The 17,181-nt window shown below is 63.0% G+C and carries 19 protein-coding genes and 1 tRNA gene; 13 read left to right on the top strand and 7 right to left on the bottom strand.

All coding sequences use genetic code 11. The annotated features are described in order from the left end of the window. The first annotated feature begins 7 nt into the window (after positions 1-7). Positions 8-718, top strand: a complete 711-nt coding sequence (trmB, locus tag QM467_RS17650) for a tRNA (guanine(46)-N(7))-methyltransferase TrmB (protein WP_283367654.1) — start codon at positions 8-10, stop codon at positions 716-718. Here trmB and QM467_RS17655 read toward each other — a convergent pair. Both QM467_RS17655 and mutM read right to left on the bottom strand, forming a co-directional pair. Further along, positions 705-1,505 carry a M48 family metallopeptidase gene (locus QM467_RS17655; protein ID WP_283367673.1) on the bottom strand — a complete coding sequence of 267 codons (801 nt, stop codon included), beginning with the start codon at positions 1,503-1,505 and terminating at the stop codon, positions 705-707. The genes trmB and QM467_RS17655 overlap by 14 nt on opposite strands. A 50-nt stretch (positions 1,506-1,555) precedes the next feature. After that, entirely contained in the window at positions 1,556-2,428 is an 873-nt protein-coding gene (mutM, locus tag QM467_RS17660; RefSeq protein ID WP_283367655.1) for a bifunctional DNA-formamidopyrimidine glycosylase/DNA-(apurinic or apyrimidinic site) lyase, read from the bottom strand. A 90-nt stretch (positions 2,429-2,518) separates the two neighbouring features. On the opposite strand from mutM, the gene ubiE reads away from it, so the two are divergent. From ubiE to QM467_RS17705, 9 genes are all read left to right on the top strand, one after another. Further along, complete coding sequence (ubiE, locus tag QM467_RS17665) at positions 2,519-3,310, top strand: bifunctional demethylmenaquinone methyltransferase/2-methoxy-6-polyprenyl-1,4-benzoquinol methylase UbiE (RefSeq protein ID WP_283367656.1); 792 nt, start codon at positions 2,519-2,521, stop codon at positions 3,308-3,310. Positions 3,311-3,327: 17 nt separating this feature from the next. Next, on the top strand, positions 3,328-4,887 hold the full coding sequence (gene ubiB / locus QM467_RS17670) for a 2-polyprenylphenol 6-hydroxylase (protein WP_283367657.1): 1,560 nt from the start codon (positions 3,328-3,330) through the stop codon (positions 4,885-4,887). 12 nt (positions 4,888-4,899) lie between these two features. Further along, positions 4,900-6,132, top strand: coding sequence for a bifunctional phosphopantothenoylcysteine decarboxylase/phosphopantothenate--cysteine ligase CoaBC (coaBC, locus tag QM467_RS17675; RefSeq protein ID WP_283367658.1), 1,233 nt, complete (start codon positions 4,900-4,902; stop codon positions 6,130-6,132). Between the two features lies 1 nt (position 6,133). Continuing rightward, positions 6,134-6,595: a dUTP diphosphatase gene (gene dut / locus QM467_RS17680; protein ID WP_283367659.1), complete on the top strand. Its 462-nt coding sequence runs from the start codon at positions 6,134-6,136 to the stop codon at positions 6,593-6,595. 106 nt (positions 6,596-6,701) lie between these two features. Then, positions 6,702-7,685, top strand: coding sequence for a cysteine synthase A (gene cysK / locus QM467_RS17685; RefSeq protein ID WP_283367660.1), 984 nt, complete (start codon positions 6,702-6,704; stop codon positions 7,683-7,685). Between the two features lie 66 nt (positions 7,686-7,751). Continuing rightward, positions 7,752-8,525, top strand: coding sequence for an enoyl-CoA hydratase (locus QM467_RS17690; protein ID WP_283367661.1), 774 nt, complete (start codon positions 7,752-7,754; stop codon positions 8,523-8,525). A 154-nt stretch (positions 8,526-8,679) separates the two neighbouring features. Then, the gene (gene rpsT, locus QM467_RS17695; RefSeq protein WP_283367662.1) at positions 8,680-8,952 is read left to right on the top strand and encodes a 30S ribosomal protein S20; all 273 of its coding nucleotides are present in this window, start codon (positions 8,680-8,682) and stop codon (positions 8,950-8,952) included. Between the two features lie 116 nt (positions 8,953-9,068). Then, a complete protein-coding gene (gene hrcA, locus QM467_RS17700; protein ID WP_283367663.1) occupies positions 9,069-10,157 on the top strand; it encodes a heat-inducible transcriptional repressor HrcA in 1,089 nt (362 codons plus the stop codon). 33 nt (positions 10,158-10,190) lie between these two features. After that, positions 10,191-10,472 carry a SemiSWEET family sugar transporter gene (locus tag QM467_RS17705; protein ID WP_283367664.1) on the top strand — a complete coding sequence of 94 codons (282 nt, stop codon included), beginning with the start codon at positions 10,191-10,193 and terminating at the stop codon, positions 10,470-10,472. Between the two features lie 3 nt (positions 10,473-10,475). Here the strand turns inward: QM467_RS17705 and QM467_RS17710 are convergent, their stop codons facing one another. Beyond that, positions 10,476-11,054, bottom strand: a complete 579-nt coding sequence (locus QM467_RS17710; RefSeq protein ID WP_283367665.1) for a L,D-transpeptidase — start codon at positions 11,052-11,054, stop codon at positions 10,476-10,478. A 97-nt stretch (positions 11,055-11,151) separates the two neighbouring features. Here QM467_RS17710 and mepA point away from each other — a divergent pair, with 97 nt between their 5' ends. The 3 genes from mepA to QM467_RS17725 all read left to right on the top strand — a co-directional run bounded on the left by mepA (position 11,152) and on the right by QM467_RS17725 (position 14,266). Then, positions 11,152-12,099 (top strand): penicillin-insensitive murein endopeptidase, encoded by a 948-nt coding sequence (mepA, locus tag QM467_RS17715; protein ID WP_283367666.1) that lies wholly within the window; start codon positions 11,152-11,154, stop codon positions 12,097-12,099. A 176-nt stretch (positions 12,100-12,275) separates the two neighbouring features. Continuing rightward, the gene (locus tag QM467_RS17720) at positions 12,276-13,664 is read left to right on the top strand and encodes a malonyl-CoA decarboxylase (RefSeq protein ID WP_283367667.1); all 1,389 of its coding nucleotides are present in this window, start codon (positions 12,276-12,278) and stop codon (positions 13,662-13,664) included. A 62-nt stretch (positions 13,665-13,726) separates the two neighbouring features. Next, positions 13,727-14,266, top strand: coding sequence for a transcriptional repressor (locus QM467_RS17725; RefSeq protein WP_283367668.1), 540 nt, complete (start codon positions 13,727-13,729; stop codon positions 14,264-14,266). A 45-nt stretch (positions 14,267-14,311) separates the two neighbouring features. On the opposite strand, the gene QM467_RS17730 is transcribed toward QM467_RS17725, so the two are convergent. The 4 genes from QM467_RS17730 to QM467_RS17745 all read right to left on the bottom strand — a co-directional run bounded on the left by QM467_RS17730 (position 14,312) and on the right by QM467_RS17745 (position 17,075). Then, positions 14,312-14,387, bottom strand: a tRNA-Ala gene (locus tag QM467_RS17730). 248 nt (positions 14,388-14,635) lie between these two features. Then, positions 14,636-15,004, bottom strand: a complete 369-nt coding sequence (locus QM467_RS17735) for a TIGR02300 family protein (protein WP_283367669.1) — start codon at positions 15,002-15,004, stop codon at positions 14,636-14,638. A gap of 207 nt (positions 15,005-15,211) precedes the next feature. Next, positions 15,212-15,778 carry an HNH endonuclease gene (locus QM467_RS17740; protein ID WP_283367670.1) on the bottom strand — a complete coding sequence of 189 codons (567 nt, stop codon included), beginning with the start codon at positions 15,776-15,778 and terminating at the stop codon, positions 15,212-15,214. A 415-nt stretch (positions 15,779-16,193) separates the two neighbouring features. Beyond that, entirely contained in the window at positions 16,194-17,075 is an 882-nt protein-coding gene (locus QM467_RS17745) for a 3-hydroxybutyryl-CoA dehydrogenase (RefSeq protein ID WP_283367671.1), read from the bottom strand. Between the last annotated feature and the right edge of the window lie 106 nt (positions 17,076-17,181).

A 17,181-nucleotide genomic window follows, 5' to 3' on the forward strand; every position in this document is an offset into this window, starting at 1 on the left:
GCTCCTGATGAACTCGGTTGAATTGGAACAGCCGCGTCGCGCTCGTCGCGACGCGGGCCTTTACGGCAGGCGCAAGGGCAAGACCCTGCGGCCCTATCAGGCGGGCCTGGTCGAAAACCTGCTGCCGCAGCTTCAGATCGATCTTTCTCAGCGCCTCGACGATCCGGACGGGCTTTTTCCGGATCGCAAGAACGACCTGCGGCTAGAAATCGGCTTCGGCGGCGGCGAACACCTCGCCTCCGACGCCCAGACGCATCCGGAGCGCGGCTATATCGGCTGCGAGCCCTTTGTCAACGGCGTCGCGAAACTGCTCGTCGAAGTTGAGACGCGCGCCCTTGCCAATATTCGGATTCATCCGGGCGACGCCGGCGACCTGATCGACGCGCTGCCGGACAAAAGCCTGTCAGGCGTCTGCCTTCTTTACCCGGATCCCTGGCCAAAGCGCCGCCACAAGGAGCGGCGCTTCGTTTCCGACGCCCTGCTGGCCCGTCTCGCCCGTGTCATGCGTCCGGGGGCCGAATTGCGCTTCGCGACCGATATTGACGATTATGCGGGATGGACGTTCGCCCGAATTCTGCGGTCGCCCGATTTCATCTGGCCGGCGCGCAGCGTGGAAGACTGGATCCATCCCTGGGCAGGCTGGCCCGGCACGCGCTATGAAGCCAAGGCGCTGCGCGAAGGACGCCGCCCGGTCTATCTGAGCTTCATCCGGCGCTAGGACGCTTCGTCTCGCCCGCTTTTCCGCCATAGCGGTGCAATTGGGCGCCATAAGCCTTCAGCCAGGCTTCGGCCTTCGCCGTTTGCGGGCAAAGGCTTTTCGTCAAAGCCCAGAATGAATCCGAATGGTCGTGATGGCTGAGATGGGCCGTTTCGTGGGCGGCGAGATAATCCAGAACGAAGGGCGGCGCGAGAATCAGCCGCCAGGAGAAATTCAGGGCGCCCTTGGACGAACATGAACCCCAGCGGCTCGATGTGTCCCGAAGCGTCAGGCTGATCGGCCGGCGGCCGCTCTTCGCTGCGTGAAGGCGGACGGCGCTTTCGAGGTCGCGGCGCGCCTCTTCCCGAAGGAATGCGATGACCCGGCGCTCGAAATGGGCGATTTCGCCGGTCGCGCAAAGATATAAGACGCCGTCGATGTCCTCGATCCAGGCCGGTCCGCGCCGCACGCTCGGCCTCGGGCAATGTCGGAGCACATGGTCGACGCCGCGCAGCGGCAATTTCGCGCCCGGAAGGATAAGGGCGCGCTGTGGCAGGCGCGCGACCCGGCTCGCCAGCCATCCGGCATGGGCCTGCGCGAAGTCCCGCGCCTGATCGAGGCTGGCGCGCGTGGGCATGGTCAGCACGATGTCGCCGGTCGCCCCGCGCACGCGGAGCGTGAAGCGCCGCGCCGCGCCGTTTCGCTTGAGCGCGATCTTGAAGATCTGATCCTGATGGGCGATGTCAATGGCGCCGACTTCAGCCGTATCGCTGCGGCGGAAAGCCTTGAACAAGGCGTCGAAGCCCATCGCCTTCTTGACCAGCCGCGCTCCCTTGGCCAAACGCGCGCTCCCGTCGTTCACTTCTGGCATTTCGGGCAGAAAAAAGTCGAGCGGCCATTTTGCACCCGCCGTTCGATTATCCCTCTGCATGCCGGCGTGGGACAAGCCTCTCCGACGCGGTTGTAAACACGAAAATTGTGCTGAAAATAGCCGAGCGAGCCATCCGCTTGCCGATGGTCGCGCAGCGACGATCCGCCCGCCAGCACCGCTTCCTCCAAAACATCGCGGATGGATCGGGCGAGTCTTTCGGCGGCCTTTCCCGGCGCGCCGGCCTTCCCGACCACGTCGCCTGCGGGCCGGTCGGGCGCGAGCCCCGCGCGATGCAACGCTTCGCAGACATAGATGTTGCCGAGACCGGCGATCAGCTTCTGGTCGAGCAGGGCCGCCTTGAGCGAGGTTTTCCGTCCGGCGAAAAGCTGCGCGAGCGTTTCGGCGTTGAAGCTGTTGGAAAGAGGCTCGACGCCCAGTTCCGCAAAAAAGGGATGGGATTCCAGCGTCCCCGCTGCGGCCAGCGTCATGAAGCCGAACCGCCGCGGATCGTTATAGACGACGGAAGCTTCGCCCAGATGAATGACGACATGGTCATGGGCCGGGTTTTTCGAGCGCGGGAGGGCGAAAGCGCCCGGAGGCTCACCCTGCCCCTCGATGCGAAACGAGCCGCTCATGCCGAGATGGGCGATGAGCGCAGCCCCGTCATCAAGCGACGCGATGAGATATTTCGCGCGGCGTTCAAGGCCGAGAATGCGCCGGCCCTGCAAGAGCTTCGCGAAATCGGGCGGGAAGGGAAAACGCAGGTCGGGACGGCGCAATTCGACCCGGGCAATGCGGGCTCCCACGAGCGTCGGCGCGAGGCCCCTGCGGACAGTCTCCACCTCCGGCAATTCCGGCATGTCTTCCCCTTCATTTCCCACGCTTGACGAGATAGATAGCCATGCTGGAGCGGCCGCGCTATGGTCCGCTCGTTTCTGGGAGTGGAATTCATGCAGGACGCGCACCCGTCAGACCCGGCGCCGGACCACGACGCCGCCGCGCGGACGCATTTCGGCTATGCGGAGGTGCGCCTCGACGACAAGCAGACTCTCGTTGACGATGTCTTTCACAAGGTCGCGCATCGCTATGACGTGATGAACGATCTGATGTCGGGAGGATTGCATCGCGTCTGGAAGGACGTCTTCGTCGCCAAGGTCCAGCCGTCAAAGCGCTCGCCCTTCAAGCATCTCGATGTCGCGGGCGGAACTGGCGACATCGCCTTCCGCGTCGCGCGCGCCGGCGGGCCGAAGACGGACGTCACGGTCCTCGACATCAATCCCGACATGCTTGGCGTCGGACGCGAACGGGCCGAGAAGAACGGCTTGGCTCGGCAATTGACCTTCGTCGAGGCCAATGCCGAGGAATTGCCCTTCCCCGATGCGGAATTCGACGCTTATACGATCGCCTTTGGCATTCGCAACGTCCCGCGCATCGACAAGGCGCTGGCCGAAGCTTTTCGCGTCCTCAAGCGCGGTGGGCGCTTCCTGTGCCTCGAATTCTCCCATGTCGAGGCGCCCGCGCTCGCCAGGATTTACGAATCCTATTCCTTTTCGGTGATCCCGGCGATTGGCCGGCTGGTCACCGGCGAGGCGGAGCCCTATCGCTATCTGGTGGAGTCCATCCGCCAGTTTCCCGCCCCGGAAGATTTCGCGGCCATGATTGAAAAGGCCGGTTTTCAGCGTGTGGGCTTCACCCGCCTCACCGGCGGAGTCGTCGCCATCCATTCCGGCTGGAAATTGTAACGAATCGAGCCTCTTCGGTGTTCGCCACCATCGGACATGTCCTTCGCCTCGCGCGCGCCGGCTTCATTCTGGCGCGAGAGGGCGTATTTTCCGGCGTCGACGCTGCGGCTTTGCCCGTCGAGGCGCGGCCGGCGCTTTGGTTCGCGGGGCTGGTCGCCCGCCGCGACGGCGGCATGGCCAGATTGGCCCCCGCGATCGCCCGGCTCGGTCCTTCCTATGTGAAACTCGGTCAGACGCTCGCCACGCGGCCCGATGTCGTCGGCGTCGCCGTCGCCCGCGAACTGGAAGCTCTTCAGGACCGCATGGCGCCGTTCCCGCGCGAAATCGCCGTGACTGTCATCGAAAAGGCGTTCGGACGGCCCATTGGCGAGTGTTTTTCGGAATTGAGCGAGCCGGTCGCCGCCGCCTCGGTCGCGCAGGTTCACCGCGCCAAGGTCGTCGAGGACGGCGTCGAGAAGCCGGTGGCGGTCAAAGTATTGCGTCCCGGCATCGAGCGCCGGTTCCGTCGCGACCTTGGCGACATGTTTTTCGCCGCGCGGCAGGCGCAAAGGCTCTCGGACGAGGCGAAAAGGCTGAATGCGATCGGCGTGGTCGATACTCTGGCGCGCTCCGTCAAGATCGAGATGGATTTCCGCCTGGAAGCGGCGGCGGCCTCCGAATTTGCTGAAAACACCCATGGCGACGACGATTTTCTCGTGCCGAAGGTCGATTGGGACCGCTGCGCCCGCGAAGTCATGACGCTGGAATGGATCGAGGGCATAGCTCTGTCCGATGTCGAGGCCTTGCGGCGTTCCGGCGCCGACCTGCCCCGTCTCGGGCGCACCCTGATCCAATCCTTCCTTCGCCATGCCGTGCGGGACGGCTTTTTTCACGCCGACATGCATCCAGGCAATTTGTTCCTCACGCCGGGGGGACGCCTCGCGGCCGTGGATTTCGGCATCATGGGCCGGCTGGGGCTCAAGGAGCGACGCTTCCTGGCCGAGATTCTCTATGGCTTCATAACCCGTGATTACCGGCGCGTGGCGGAAGTTCATTTCGAGGCGGGCTATGTGCCCGCGCATTACAGCGTCGCGGATTTCGCCCAGGCGATCCGCGCGGTCGGCGAGCCGATCCATTCGCGGCGGGCCGATGAAATCTCGATGGCCAAGCTGCTGACGCTGCTGTTTGAAATCACGGCGCTGTTCGACATGCACACGCGCATCGAGCTCGTCATGCTGCAAAAGACCATGGTCGTCGTGGAGGGCGTCGCGCGCTCGCTCGATCCGCGTCTGGACATGTGGTCCACGGCCGAGCCGGTGGTGCGGAGCTGGATCGAGGACAATCTCGGGCCGCGCGGCAAGATCGCCGACGCCGGCGAAAGTCTCGCGGCGCTGGCCCGCGTCGCGGCCCACACTCCCGAGATGATCGCGCGCGCCGGCCGGATCGCCGAAAAACTGGAGATCATGGCCGAAGGCGGACTGGCGCTGGCGCCCGAGACGGTCAAAGCGATCGGGCGAGCCAATGCGGCCAGCCATCGGCTGTGGCGATACGGTTTCGCCTTCGCCTGTGTCATCATCATTGTCCTGCTCTTGCGTTGAGGACGCGCGGCCATGACGACGCTCACCGACCATCCGTCCGTCCTGCTGATCGTCGGCGGCGGCATCGCCGCTTACAAGAGTCTGGAGCTGATCCGCCTGCTGCGCGGCGCCGAGATTCAGGTGCGAACGGTGCTGACCAAGGCGGGGGCGCAATTCGTGACGCCGCTGTCTCTGGCCAGCCTGAGCGGCGAGAAGGTTTTTGAAGACCTGTTCTCGCTAACCGACGAAACGGAAATGGGCCATATTGAATTGAGCCGGCAGGCCGATCTGATCGTGATCGCGCCCGCGACCGCCGATCTGCTTGCCAAGGCGGCGAACGGGCTGGCGAACGATCTCGCTTCGACGCTGCTGCTGGCGTCGAACAAGCCCGCGCTCGCCGCGCCGGCGATGAACTGGCGCATGTGGGAGCATCCCGCCACCCGGCGCAATCACGCGCAATTGCGCGCCGACGGCATGAGGTTCGTGGGCCCGAACGAGGGCGCCATGGCCTGCGGCGAAACGGGTTTCGGCCGCATGGCGGAGCCGGAGGAAATTTTCGCCGCGATTCGAGCCTATCTGGCTGGCGCGCCCGAGCCGCGCGGCCCGCTCGCCGGGAAAAAAATCGTCATCACGGCGGGGCCGACCCATGAGCCGATCGACCCGGTTCGCTATATCGCCAACAGGTCCTCTGGCAAGCAGGGCTATGCGGTCGCGCGCGCGGCCCGGGCGGCAGGCGCGGATGTCATTCTCGTTTCGGGGCCGGTGACGATTCCGCCTCCGGAAGGCGTGCCCGTCATCCGCGTCGAAACGGCGCGGGAAATGGCCGCCGCCGTGGACGCGGCCCTTCCTTGCGATATTTTCATCGCGGCCGCGGCCGTAGCCGATTGGCGAATTGCCGGCGACCATGCGGAAAAGATCAAGAAGGGGAAAAAAGGGCCGCCGGATTTGAAGCTGGTGGAGAACCCCGACATTCTCGCCAAGGTGTCGCAACTTCAAAACGGCAGGCCCGGTTTGGTGGTCGGCTTCGCCGCGGAGACCGAAAAGCTGGTCGAACATGCGCGGCGAAAGCTCGCGCGCAAGGGATGCGATCTGATCGTGGCCAATGACGTCAGCCCCGCGAGCGGCGTGATGGGGGGCGACGAGAACACAATGGTCATCGTCACGGCGGAAGGCGTGACGTCGTGGCCGAAGCTGGACAAGGATGCGGCGGCGGTGATGCTGGTCGAACATCTCGTAGAAATTCTGGCGCAGCGCGAAGGGTTTTGAGGTGGATATCAGGATCAAGCGCTTGCCGCATGGCGAAGGTCTGCCGCTTCCAGCCTATCAGAGCGAGGGCGCGGCCGGCTTCGATCTCGTCGCCGCCGTTCCGGTCGACGCGCCCGTGATCCTGCCGCCCGGCGCGCGAACCCTGGCGCCGACCGGCCTCGTGCTGGAGCTTCCCCAGGGCTTCGAGGCCCAGGTGCGTCCGCGCTCAGGCCTCGCCCTGAAACATGGCGTGACGGTGCTGAATACGCCGGGCACGATCGACTGCGATTACCGCGGCGAAGTGGGCGTCATTCTCATTAATCATGGAGACCGGCCCTTTGAAATCTCGCGCGGCGACCGGATCGCGCAACTGGTGGTCGCTCCGGTGGTCCGGGCCCATCTAACCGTGGCCGAGGCGCTTTCGGATACAGCGCGCGGCGGCGGCGGTTTTGGCTCCACCGGGCGGGAGTCCGGATCGTCGTAAACACGACAAGCCATGCGGCTTCTTTGGGCAGAGCTTTAGTCGACAGCATATATCAGGTTTGTTATTTTGACCGCGGCGAACAGAGACGCCGACAGGGAGCAAAGTGATGACGAACGCCACCAGCCCGGGAACATCGGCGAAAAAGCCGGGACGCGGGAAGATCTACGATTCCATCACGCAGACCATCGGCGACACGCCTCTGGTGCGGTTCGATCGCATCGCGGCGGCGCGCGGCGTCAAGGGCAAGCTGCTCGCCAAACTCGAGTTTTTCAATCCGATCGCCTCGGTCAAGGATCGTATCGGCGTTTCCATGATCGACACGCTCGAAGCGCAGGGCAAGATTACGCCCGGCAAGTCCGTGCTGATCGAGCCAACCTCGGGCAATACGGGTATCGCTTTGGCTTTCGTCGCCGCGGCGCGCGGCTACAAGCTGCAGCTTGTCATGCCGGAGTCGATGTCGATCGAGCGGCGCAAGATGCTGGCGCTGCTTGGTGCCGAACTCGTGCTCACGCCGGCGGCGCAGGGCATGAAGGGCGCGATCGCGAAGGCGGCGGAACTGGTCGCCTCGACGCCGGGCGGCATCACGCCGGCGCAGTTCGAAAACCCCGCCAATCCGGAGATTCACCGCCGCACCACCGCCGAAGAAATCTGGAACGACACCAATGGCGAGGTCGACATCATCATTTCTGGCGTCGGCACGGGCGGCACCATCACCGGCGTCGGCGAAGTGCTCAAGGCGCGCAAACCCGGCGTGAAGATCATCGCGGTCGAGCCCGTGGAATCGCCGGTTCTTTCCGGCGGACAGCCGGGTCCGCACAAGATTCAGGGCATCGGCGCCGGTTTCGTCCCCGCTGTGCTGGATCGCGCGGTCATCGACGAAGTCGTGACGATCGACAGCGCCACGGCGATCGAGACGGCCCGCCAGGTCGCCCGGATCGAGGGCGTGCCGGTCGGCATTTCCTCGGGCGCGGCTGTCGCGGCTGCGCTTCAGGTGGCGGCCCGTCCAAGCTCGGAAGGCAAGAACATCGTCATCATCATTCCCTCTTTCGCCGAGCGCTACCTCTCGACGGCGCTGTTCGAAGGCCTCTGAGGGCGTCCCTTTTCAATCCGGCCCGGCTCCGTTAACCATTTGGCGACGGAGCCGGAAGGGTGATTCATGACCTTTGAAAACATCATCGTCGAAATCCACGGCTCGGTCGGGCTGATCCGGCTCAATCGCCCCAAGGCGTTGAACGCCCTGAATTCCGCCCTGATCCAGGAGCTCAACGCGGTTCTCGTCACGTTCGAGAATGATCCGGCGATCGGGGCGCTGGTCTTGACGGGGTCGGAAAAGGCCTTCGCCGCCGGCGCGGACATCAAGGAACTGCAATCGCTGACCTATATGGACGCCTATCTGAGCGATTCCATTCGCAGCTGGGAAAGGCTTTCCTTCTTCCGCAAGCCGGCGATCGCGGCGGTCGCGGGGTTCGCGCTCGGCGGCGGATGCGAACTGGCGATGATGTGCGACTTCATCCTGGCCGCCGAAAATGCGAAATTCGGCCAGCCGGAAGTGAAGCTGGGCATTCTCCCGGGCGCTGGCGGAACACAGAGGCTGGCGCGCTTCGTCGGCAAGGCCAAGGCGATGGAGATGTGCCTGACCGGGCGCATGATGGACGCGCAGGAGGCCGAGCGTTCCGGCCTCGTCTCCCGCATTGTTCCCGCTGAGCAATTGGTGGAGGAGGCGCTGCGGACGGCGGCGTCCATCGCGTCCATGTCCCTCCCCATCGCCATGCAGATCAAGGATTGCATCAATTCCGCCTATGAATCGACCTTGACCGAGGGCGTGAAATTCGAGCGGCGGAATTTCCATGCGGCCTTTGCGACGCATGATCAGAAGGAAGGCATGGCGGCTTTCATCGAAAAGCGTCAGGCCAACTTCAAGAATCGTTGACCTCGTCGGAGCGGGCGCCCAAAATCCCGCGTTGACGGATCACCCCTTTCGCGCTTATAAGCCCTTCACACGCGGCGCCTGCTTGAGGCGCCGTCATCGTTTTTAGACGGCGCTGCCGCCGAATTGAGGCGCGCGCTTTCGTCCGGGGATTATCATGGCGAACACCAAATCGGCCAAGAAAGCCGTCCGTCAAATTGAGCGCCGCACCACGGTCAATCGCCAGCGTCGCAGCAAGATGCGCACCTTCGTCCGTAAGGTTGAAGAAGCGATTGTCGCCGGCGACCAGGTCGCCGCCAAGACCGCTCTGGCCGTCGCCGAGCCGATCCTGATGCGCGCTGCGCAGAAGGGCATTGTCCACCGCAATACGGCGTCGCGCAAGGTTTCGCGCCTGACCGCGCGCGTCGCGGCCCTCGCCGCCCAGGCCTGACAGCTCTTCTTTTCTGAAGTTTTGGCCCCGCCGATGATTTCGGCGGGGTTTTGGTAATTGCGCTTTCCGCGTCGCGGCGGCTTGCGCGCCGGCGATTGGCGCGTAAATATCATTTCATGGCTGCTTATCCAGAATTTCCCGTCTCGGGCGCCGGGGCGCTGACGCGTCTCAACGAGAGGTCGCGCGAGATCTTCAAGAATATTGTCGAAAGCTATCTCGCCCATGGCGAGCCCGTCGGCTCGCGCCAACTTTCGCGCATCCTGCAGATGCCGCTCTCGCCGGCGTCCGTGCGCAATGTCATGCAGGATCTCGAGGAACTGGGGCTCGTCTATTCGCCTCACACCAGCGCCGGCCGCTTGCCGACTGAACTGGGGCTGCGTTTTTTCGTCGATTCCCTGCTCCAGATTGGCGACCTGACCGATCAGGAGCGCAGCCAGATCGAAACGCAGATTCTGGCCGCTTCGCGGAAGCAGACGGTGGATGAGGCCCTTGCCGACGCGGGCCTCTTGCTCTCGGGTTTGACTCGCGGGGCCGGCGTTGTTCTGACCACCAAGGAGAACAACCGGCTCAAGCAGGTCGATTTCGTCCGCCTTGAGGCTGAAAAGGCCTTGGCGATCCTGGTCTCGGAAGACGGGTCGGTGGAAAACCGCATCCTGCCGGTGCCGTCGGACCTGCCGCCATCCTCATTGATCGAGGCTGGCAATTATCTCAATGCTCGGATTCGTGGCCGGACCCTGACGCAGGTGCGCGGCGAGATCGAACTGTCGCGCGCAGCCGCTCAGGAGGAGCTTGATTCCCTGACCGCGCGGCTCGTCAGCGCCGGCCTCGCGAGTTGGGGCGGTCCCGACGGCGCCGCGCAAAATCTCATCGTGCGCGGTCAGGCCAATCTGCTCGAAGATGTCACGGCCACGACCGATATCGAGCGCATTCGCCTGCTGTTCGACGACCTCGAAACCAAGAAGGACGTGATCGACCTGCTGGCGCGGGCCGAAGACGGCGAGGGCGTTCGTATTTTCATCGGTTCCGAGAACAAGCTTTTCTCGCTTTCCGGATCGTCGATGGTTGCGGCGCCGTTCCGCGACTCGCAGCGCCGCATCGTCGGCGTTCTTGGCGTCATCGGACCCACCCGATTGAATTACGCACGGGTCGTGCCCATGGTCGATTACACCGCCCGGGTGATGGCGCGGTTCTTCGGGGGCGTTTAAGAGAAGCGATCGCTCCAACGCGAGGACGAACGCGTGACGTTTGAAACGGAAATCGTCGGCTTCATGGCCGGGACCCTCACCACCTTGTGCTGGGCTCCGCAGGCGCTGAAGCTCATACGCAGCCGTGACGGCAGATCCATCTCCCTGATCACGCAGGCGACTTTCGTCATCGGCTGCGCCCTCTGGCTGGTCTATGGCGTCCTGCTCGGGTCGGTCTCGATCATTCTCTTCAATGTGATCACGATCGCGCTGAACACCTTGATCATCGTGCTCAAGCTGCGCTTCGACGAAGGCGTCGAGCGCGACGCGACCTGATCCTCATTCACCCATGATCGCGCCGAAAATCCCTGTGGCGACATGATGTTGCGTCGGCGCGTAGGACATGACCGGCGACGGCGCGCCCTGATAGCTCTTCGCATAATGGGGGTGGTTGCGCTGATGGCGATGAGTCTCGCTCGCAAAATGCCGGCTCGGCGGCGGCGATCCGCTGATCGAGATGGTCGCGCCTTCCGCCCGCACCAGGGAATAAAGCTTTGCAGCATGCGCCGGCGAGATGCGGACGCAGCCATGCGAGGCCGGGCGGCCGAGCGCGGCGGTCGCGTAGGTGCCGTGGATCGCGTAGCCGCCACGGAAGAAAATGGAGTGCGGCATCGGGGAATTATGATATTTTTTCGAATAGTGCATCGCTTGCAGGCTCTTGGCCGAATAGACGCCGCGCGGCGTCACATAGCCCGCCCGCGCCGAAGAAATCGGCCAGGAATAACTCTCTCCATTCGAGGCCTGCACATTCATCGTCTGTGTCGAAAGGTCGATCGAAACCTGCACTTTCGCCTCGGCGGCGGCCGGAAGGAATAAAAGCGTAACGAACATGCAAAGGAATTGAGCCAAATTACGCATCACAGGCTCCCAGCGAACTCGAACTGAAACGACGTTGATTGAGCATTTCAACTCCCGGCGGCGCAGTAAAGTTCGAACTGAAATAAAGGTTGACGAAATGCGGTCGAGAAAAGCCTCCCATCGCCGAGTGCTGCGCTTCCTCGCGTCGCTGTCCCTCGCGCTTCCGCTCAGTCTTTCCGCCCGGGCGCAGGAAAAGGGATCGGTCGATCCAAAGCCGCTGCCGCCCCTTGCGCATCCCAACGATCCGGCGACGCCCGCGAAGGAATTGTTCGGTCGGGCGACCGAGCCCGCCGATCTCGCCGCGCGCTCGATCGGCTTTTACTCCCACGGCTGTCTGGCCGGCGCCAAGGCGCTACCGGTCGATGGCGAAACCTGGCAGGTCATGCGGATCTCGCGCGACCGCAACTGGGGGCATCCCAATCTCGTCCGGTTCCTCGAACGCCTTTCCTCGCACGCGCCAGCCGAGGCGGGGTGGCCGGGCATACTCGTCGGCGACATCTCCCAGCCGCGCGGCGGCCCCATGATCACGGGACATTCCTCGCATCAGATCGGCCTTGACGCGGACATCTGGCTCACGCCGATGCCGGACCGCAGGCTGTCGCGCCGGGAGCGGGAGGAAATGTCGGCTGTGAACATGGTGCGTCAGGACGGCCTCGACGTCGATCGCGCGGTCTGGACGCGCGGCCAGCTCGCGATCATCCGGGCGGCGGCGCATGATCCGGTCGTGGAGCGCATTTTCGTCAACGCCGCGATCAAGAAAGCCTTGTGCCGCGACACGACGGGCGACCGCTCCTGGCTGAACAGGGTGCGCCCCTATTACGGGCATAATTACCATTTCCATGTGCGGATCGCCTGTCCGGATGGAGGCGGCGCCTGCCAGGAGCAGGATCCCGTCCCGCTGGGCGACGGCTGCGACGCCTCGCTCGACTGGTGGTTCAGGGATTCGATCCTCCATCCGAGGCTCAATCCGAACGCCAAGCCGAAGCCGCCGATCACCATGGCCAATCTTCCGGCGGAATGCCGTCAGGTTCTTATCGCGAGATGAGCGACGGCGGATCGCCGAAAACCCGGCCTTAATTTCACGCGCTTTAGGCTTGAGACTGCTCCGGCGCGGTCGGCAGAGCTGCGGCCAATTTGCGGGGGCGGAGTCCGGTTTCGTTCCGGTTCCGCTTGCGGCGGCGTGGGAGGGGCGCCAGAGCTGACGACGGGGAGAGAACCCTTATGAGCAATGCGTTCTTTTCAGACCTGTTGACGAGCATCGCTGAGCGCGGGCGCAGCCTGCTTGACCGTGGCGTCTGGTCGCTCGGCGAAGCGCCTGTGGCGGCCACGGACGTGCTGTCGCTCTGCGAGGCCCTGCTCTCGGGCCGCGGCGAGGCGACGGGCGCCCTGATCGCCCGTGAGACCCTGAACGCCTATGCGCGCCTACCCGAGGCAATGCGCGGCGATTTTTTCGAAAGCCTGGCGCGTGATTTCGGCCCCGACCTCAACCAACTCGACGAGGCCGTCGCCGCCTATGACAGCAATCCCGACGCTGCGGCGGCGTCGCGGCTGCACTATCTGACCGAGCCGCGGCGGCAGGAATTGTTCCGCCGGCTCAATCGCGCGCCGGGAGCCACGCGGGATCTGGTCGCCATGCGCGCCGATTTTCTGAAATTCAGTCGCGGCAATCCGGATCTAACCCTGCTTGATGCGGATTTCGTGCATTTGTTCGCGTCCTGGTTCAATCCCGGCTTCCTGGTCCTGCGCCACATCGATTGGGGAACGCCGGCGAATATCCTTGAGAAGATCATCCGTTATGAGGCCGTTCACCAGATTCACGACTGGGACGATTTGCGCCGCCGCATCGATCCGCAGGACCGTCGCTGTTACGCGTTCTTCCATCCGGCGCTGGTCGACGAGCCGCTGATTTTCGTCGAGGTCGCCCTCACCGCCGCGATACCCGACAATGTCCAGAGCCTGCTCGCGGTGGATCGGACGCATGAACTCGCCGAAAAGGCGCGCACGGCGGTCTTCTATTCGATTTCGAACTGCCAGCAGGGGCTGGCGGGCGTGTCCTTCGGCAATTTCCTGATCAAGCAGGTCGTCGAGGAATTGCGCCGCGAGCTTCCGCGCCTCGATCAGTTTGTCACCTTGTCGCCTGTTCCAGGTCTGTTGAAATGGCTTTCGGCAGGCGAGAACGCGCCCCTTGCGAAGATCGATCCCGCCTTGCGGGAACTGCTCGCGAATCGGGATTGGACCGAAGCCGAGGACAAGCGGGAGGCTTTGCGGCGGGTGGTGGAGCCGCTCGCTGCGGAATATCTCCTGAAGGCCAAGACGCCCAATGGACGGCCCGTGGATCCCGTGGCTCGGTTTCATCTCGGAAATGGCGCGCGGCTCGAGCGAATCAACTGGCTTGGCGATATTTCCGCCAAGGGACTGCGCGAATCCGGGTCGATCATGGTCAATTACCTCTATGATCTCGACGAGATCGAGGCCAATCACGAGGCTTTCGTCAATAATGGCGAAATCGTCGCGGCCGGCGCCGTGAAGAAGCTTTTGCGCGGCGAAGCCCGGTCGCTGTTTCCATCCAGACGCCCCCGCAAGGATAAGAGCGAATCCAGCCCGGCCTGAAGCGCACCCCGGAAAGATTAGAATTGTTCTAACCCATGTCTTTTTGCTCGCCATCGGCGCCTTTGAACAACAAGGTCGCAGATATTTTCGAGCGAGCGGCGGGGGTTATGCCGATGCGACCTGAAATGATCAGGGAAATGACCGATGGCGGCGAAAGCTGCGACCTTGAGGAACGCGCGGACGGCTTTGATCCGATTCGCCGCCACATGCGCGCGAAACTGCAGATGGCGGCCCTCTGCGCCACGCCTCAGCGGCTCGCCTTGTGCAGCCTTTTGTTCATGGCGAGCGACCGTCATGTCACCGCCGAGATGCTGAGTCGCGAAGCCAGCGCCATGGATCTTCCGCTCACGACCAAAGAGGTAAAGGCGGGCCTCCAGGAATTCACCGGGGCAGGTCTCCTGCGCGAAGTCGCTCTCTATGGCGCGACGGTCTGGTACGACACCAATACAGGCTCGCACTTCCACTTCTATGATGAGGACGCGAAGCTGCTCTTCGACATGCCCGAGGCGATAATCCCGCTTTTCAAGCTGCCGGACGCGCAAGGATTCGATGTCGTCGCCGTTGATTTGATTGTTCGGATTCGGCGCAACAGCAACGTTTGACGCCAGACCTGCGTCACAACAATTTCAATCAAGCAGGAAGCGATTTGGTGGAGCCAGACGGAATCGAACCGACGACCTCTTCAATGCCATTGAAGCGCTCTCCCAACTGAGCTATGGCCCCACATTTCCACCTCATGCCTTTGGGAAGGCGACCGCGTCGCGGCGAGGCGTGGGCGGGTGTATAGCGGCAAGGCGGCGAGGGGACAAGCCCTAAGAGGCGCCGAGCAGCAAAAATTTGCGCGCCGAAAAAATTTCGTCGCGACCTTGCTGTAATTTCGCGAATTCGGCCTGAAACATCGCCTGAAAAGCAGAAAAGCCCGCGCCATTGTGACGCGGGCTTTGTCTTGAATGAAGGATGGCAGCGGCGCCTCAGCCCTCTTCGTCGTTCTCGATATCGCCGTCGATGAGATCGGCGACATCGTCGTTATCTTCCTCTTCCTCTTCGAGGAAGGTGTCGTCCGCGACGTCGTCGCCCAGATCGACGTCGTCGTCGACCACAGCGGCCACCTTCTCGTCCGTGGCGTCTGCTTCTTCAAGCGACACGATTTCCGCGCCGGCCTCAGGCAGTTCGGCTTCTTCGTCATCCGCCGCGGCGGCGCGGGCTGCGGCGCGCGACAAGGCTGGCGGCTGGAAGGTCGCGCCGCATTTCGGGCAAAGGATGGGATCCCGATTGAGATCGAAAAATTTCACGCCGCAATTCTGACACTGACGTTTACTGCCGAGTTCCGGTTTCGCCACTTTTGGAATCCCCTTGTCGTCGTCCGCCGGCTGGGCCAAGCCGATCGAAGGCCATCGGACGGTGGGGTTATTCGCGCCGCGTCCTGCTGTCAATCCGATTCGAACCGGAAAAACCAGGCGCTGCGGGCGGCAAATCCACCGAGTAGGGATAATTGCAAAATCGGCGAGCTTTTCAATCGGAAGATTTCGGTCGCAAGCGCCAAAAAATCAGCGATCGAGTTCCGAATCCCAATAGAGAAAATCGTTCCAGGTCTTGTGAAGCTCGTTATTGGCCTGGGGCAGGCGCCGCGCGATCATGTCGAGCTGGTAGGGGCTGGGTTCGAAGGGCGGGCGCCGCAGCTTCAGGCCGGCCTGCTTGGGCGTCAGGTCGGCCTTGAGCAGATTGTCACGCTGGCAGCAGGCAACAATGTTGGACCAGGTCGTTTGGCCGCCCTTCGAGCGCGGAATGACGTGATCGAAAGTCAGATCTTTCGCGAGAGCCTTGCTGCCGCAATATTGGCAGGTGAACTCGTCGCGCAAAAAGACGTGATAGCGCGTGAAGGCGATGGTCTTGCGGCGATGATAGGCCTTGAGGGCGACGACCGAGGGAACTTCGAAGGATTTGTTTGCGGAGCGCACCACGACGTCTTCATAAGTCGCGACCGGATAGACCCGGCCCTTCAACAAGGCGACAAGCGCGTCCTGCCAGCTCCAAATCGAGAGCGGCGCCCAGCTGACCGGCTGCATGTCGGCGTTGAGCACCAGGGTACGGAGATTGGCGACATGGGCGTTCATGTGCGCCTCCGCCCGCTTCGACCGACGCAACCGGATGGGACCGAACGCGCCAATATTTGCGCCATCGCCCTGTCGCCCGATCCAAAAGAAGAAATTGTGTTGGGCGCAACTTCGGCGCCCGCAGTTTCCGCAACCGGCGCCCGCTGGCGCCTATGCAGAAACGCGGCGGTCACGCCGCCCTCCCCTTCCAGGGGTGGAGCGCGGCGCGCGCGCAGTCGGGGAATAAGGGATCAGGGGACAAAGCGGCCCGCCCCGGGCGAAACCCCGGCTCGGGCATCGGCTGCATCTGACCAATCATTGGCCGCCCCCTGCAAATCGACTCGTTTGAAAAGCCTGATCTCGGATGCGGATAATGTATATGGGGGATGACGCCTTTGTGAAGGCTTTCCGGTGATTTTCCTTCTGATGTGGCGTTTTATCGCGTCGGGATCGGCGCGCCGCTGCGATAATCGTAGAAGCCGCGCTGGGTCTTGCGGCCCAGCCAGCCAGCTTCGACATATTTCACCAGCAAGGGGCAGGGCCGGTATTTTGAATCGGCCAGACCCTCATGCAGGACCTGCATGATCGAAAGGCAGGTGTCGAGGCCGATGAAATCCGCCAGCTGCAGCGGACCCATGGGGTGATTCGCGCCGAGCCGCATCGCTGTATCAATGGCGTCGACGGTCCCGACGCCTTCGTAAAGCGTGTAGATCGCCTCATTGACCATCGGCAGCAGGATGCGATTGACGATGAAGGCGGGGAAATCTTCCGAGACGGTCACCGTCTTGCCGAGCGTCTCGATGTAGACACGCGCCGCGGCGAAGGTTTCGTCATCGGTCGCAATGCCGCGAATCAGCTCCACCAGCTGCATGCGCGGCACGGGATTCATGAAATGTATGCCGATGAAACGGCTGGCGCGATCCGTGGTCGAAGCGAGACGCGTGATCGAGATCGACGACGTATTGGTCGCTATGACCGCGTCTTTTTTCATCGACAGGCAAACTTCGGAGAGGATCTTGCGCTTGATCTCTTCGTTTTCCGTGGCGGCTTCGATGACCAGGTCGGCGTTGCCGAGATCCTTGAAGGCCGGCGCGGGCTTGATGCGCGCGATGGCCGCCGCCTTCTCGGCGGCGGTCATGGCGTCGCGTTCGACCAGACGGCTCAGATTGCCGTCAATCTTGGCGATGGCCGCGTTGATTCGATCCAGGGAAATATCGTTCATGACGACGTCGAAACCGCCGATGGCGCTCACCTGCGCGATGCCACTGCCCATTTGACCCGAGCCGACGACGCCGATTTTACGAATTTCGAAGGTCATGATCCATTCCCGACCGGTTCACGCAAGCGGCGGCGATCATAGGTCACAATCGCCGCCGCCGCATCTATCCTAACGGCCGATCTTCTTGAGCTCTTCGTTCAATTCT

It is taken from the genome of Rhodoblastus sp. 17X3 (assembly GCF_030056575.1).
Classification (GTDB): Bacteria; Pseudomonadota; Alphaproteobacteria; order Rhizobiales; family Beijerinckiaceae; genus Rhodoblastus.

Bases quoted from the DNA above. Each gene is read 5' to 3' on its own strand.
- trmB (WP_283367654.1), top strand. From the start codon at position 8: ATGAACTCGGTTGAATTGGAACAGCCGCGTCGCGCTCGTCGCGACGCG.
- QM467_RS17655 (WP_283367673.1), bottom strand. From the start codon at position 1,505: ATGGGCTTCGACGCCTTGTTCAAGGCTTTCCGCCGCAGCGATACGGCT.
- mutM (WP_283367655.1), bottom strand. From the start codon at position 2,428: ATGCCGGAATTGCCGGAGGTGGAGACTGTCCGCAGGGGCCTCGCGCCG.
- ubiE (WP_283367656.1), top strand. From the start codon at position 2,519: ATGCAGGACGCGCACCCGTCAGACCCGGCGCCGGACCACGACGCCGCC.
- coaBC (WP_283367658.1), top strand. From the start codon at position 4,900: ATGACGACGCTCACCGACCATCCGTCCGTCCTGCTGATCGTCGGCGGC.
- cysK (WP_283367660.1), top strand. From the start codon at position 6,702: ATGACGAACGCCACCAGCCCGGGAACATCGGCGAAAAAGCCGGGACGC.
- QM467_RS17690 (WP_283367661.1), top strand. From the start codon at position 7,752: ATGACCTTTGAAAACATCATCGTCGAAATCCACGGCTCGGTCGGGCTG.
- rpsT (WP_283367662.1), top strand. From the start codon at position 8,680: ATGGCGAACACCAAATCGGCCAAGAAAGCCGTCCGTCAAATTGAGCGC.
- hrcA (WP_283367663.1), top strand. From the start codon at position 9,069: ATGGCTGCTTATCCAGAATTTCCCGTCTCGGGCGCCGGGGCGCTGACG.
- QM467_RS17710 (WP_283367665.1), bottom strand. From the start codon at position 11,054: ATGCGTAATTTGGCTCAATTCCTTTGCATGTTCGTTACGCTTTTATTC.
- mepA (WP_283367666.1), top strand. From the start codon at position 11,152: ATGCGGTCGAGAAAAGCCTCCCATCGCCGAGTGCTGCGCTTCCTCGCG.
- QM467_RS17720 (WP_283367667.1), top strand. From the start codon at position 12,276: ATGAGCAATGCGTTCTTTTCAGACCTGTTGACGAGCATCGCTGAGCGC.
- QM467_RS17740 (WP_283367670.1), bottom strand. From the start codon at position 15,778: ATGAACGCCCATGTCGCCAATCTCCGTACCCTGGTGCTCAACGCCGAC.
- QM467_RS17745 (WP_283367671.1), bottom strand. From the start codon at position 17,075: ATGACCTTCGAAATTCGTAAAATCGGCGTCGTCGGCTCGGGTCAAATG.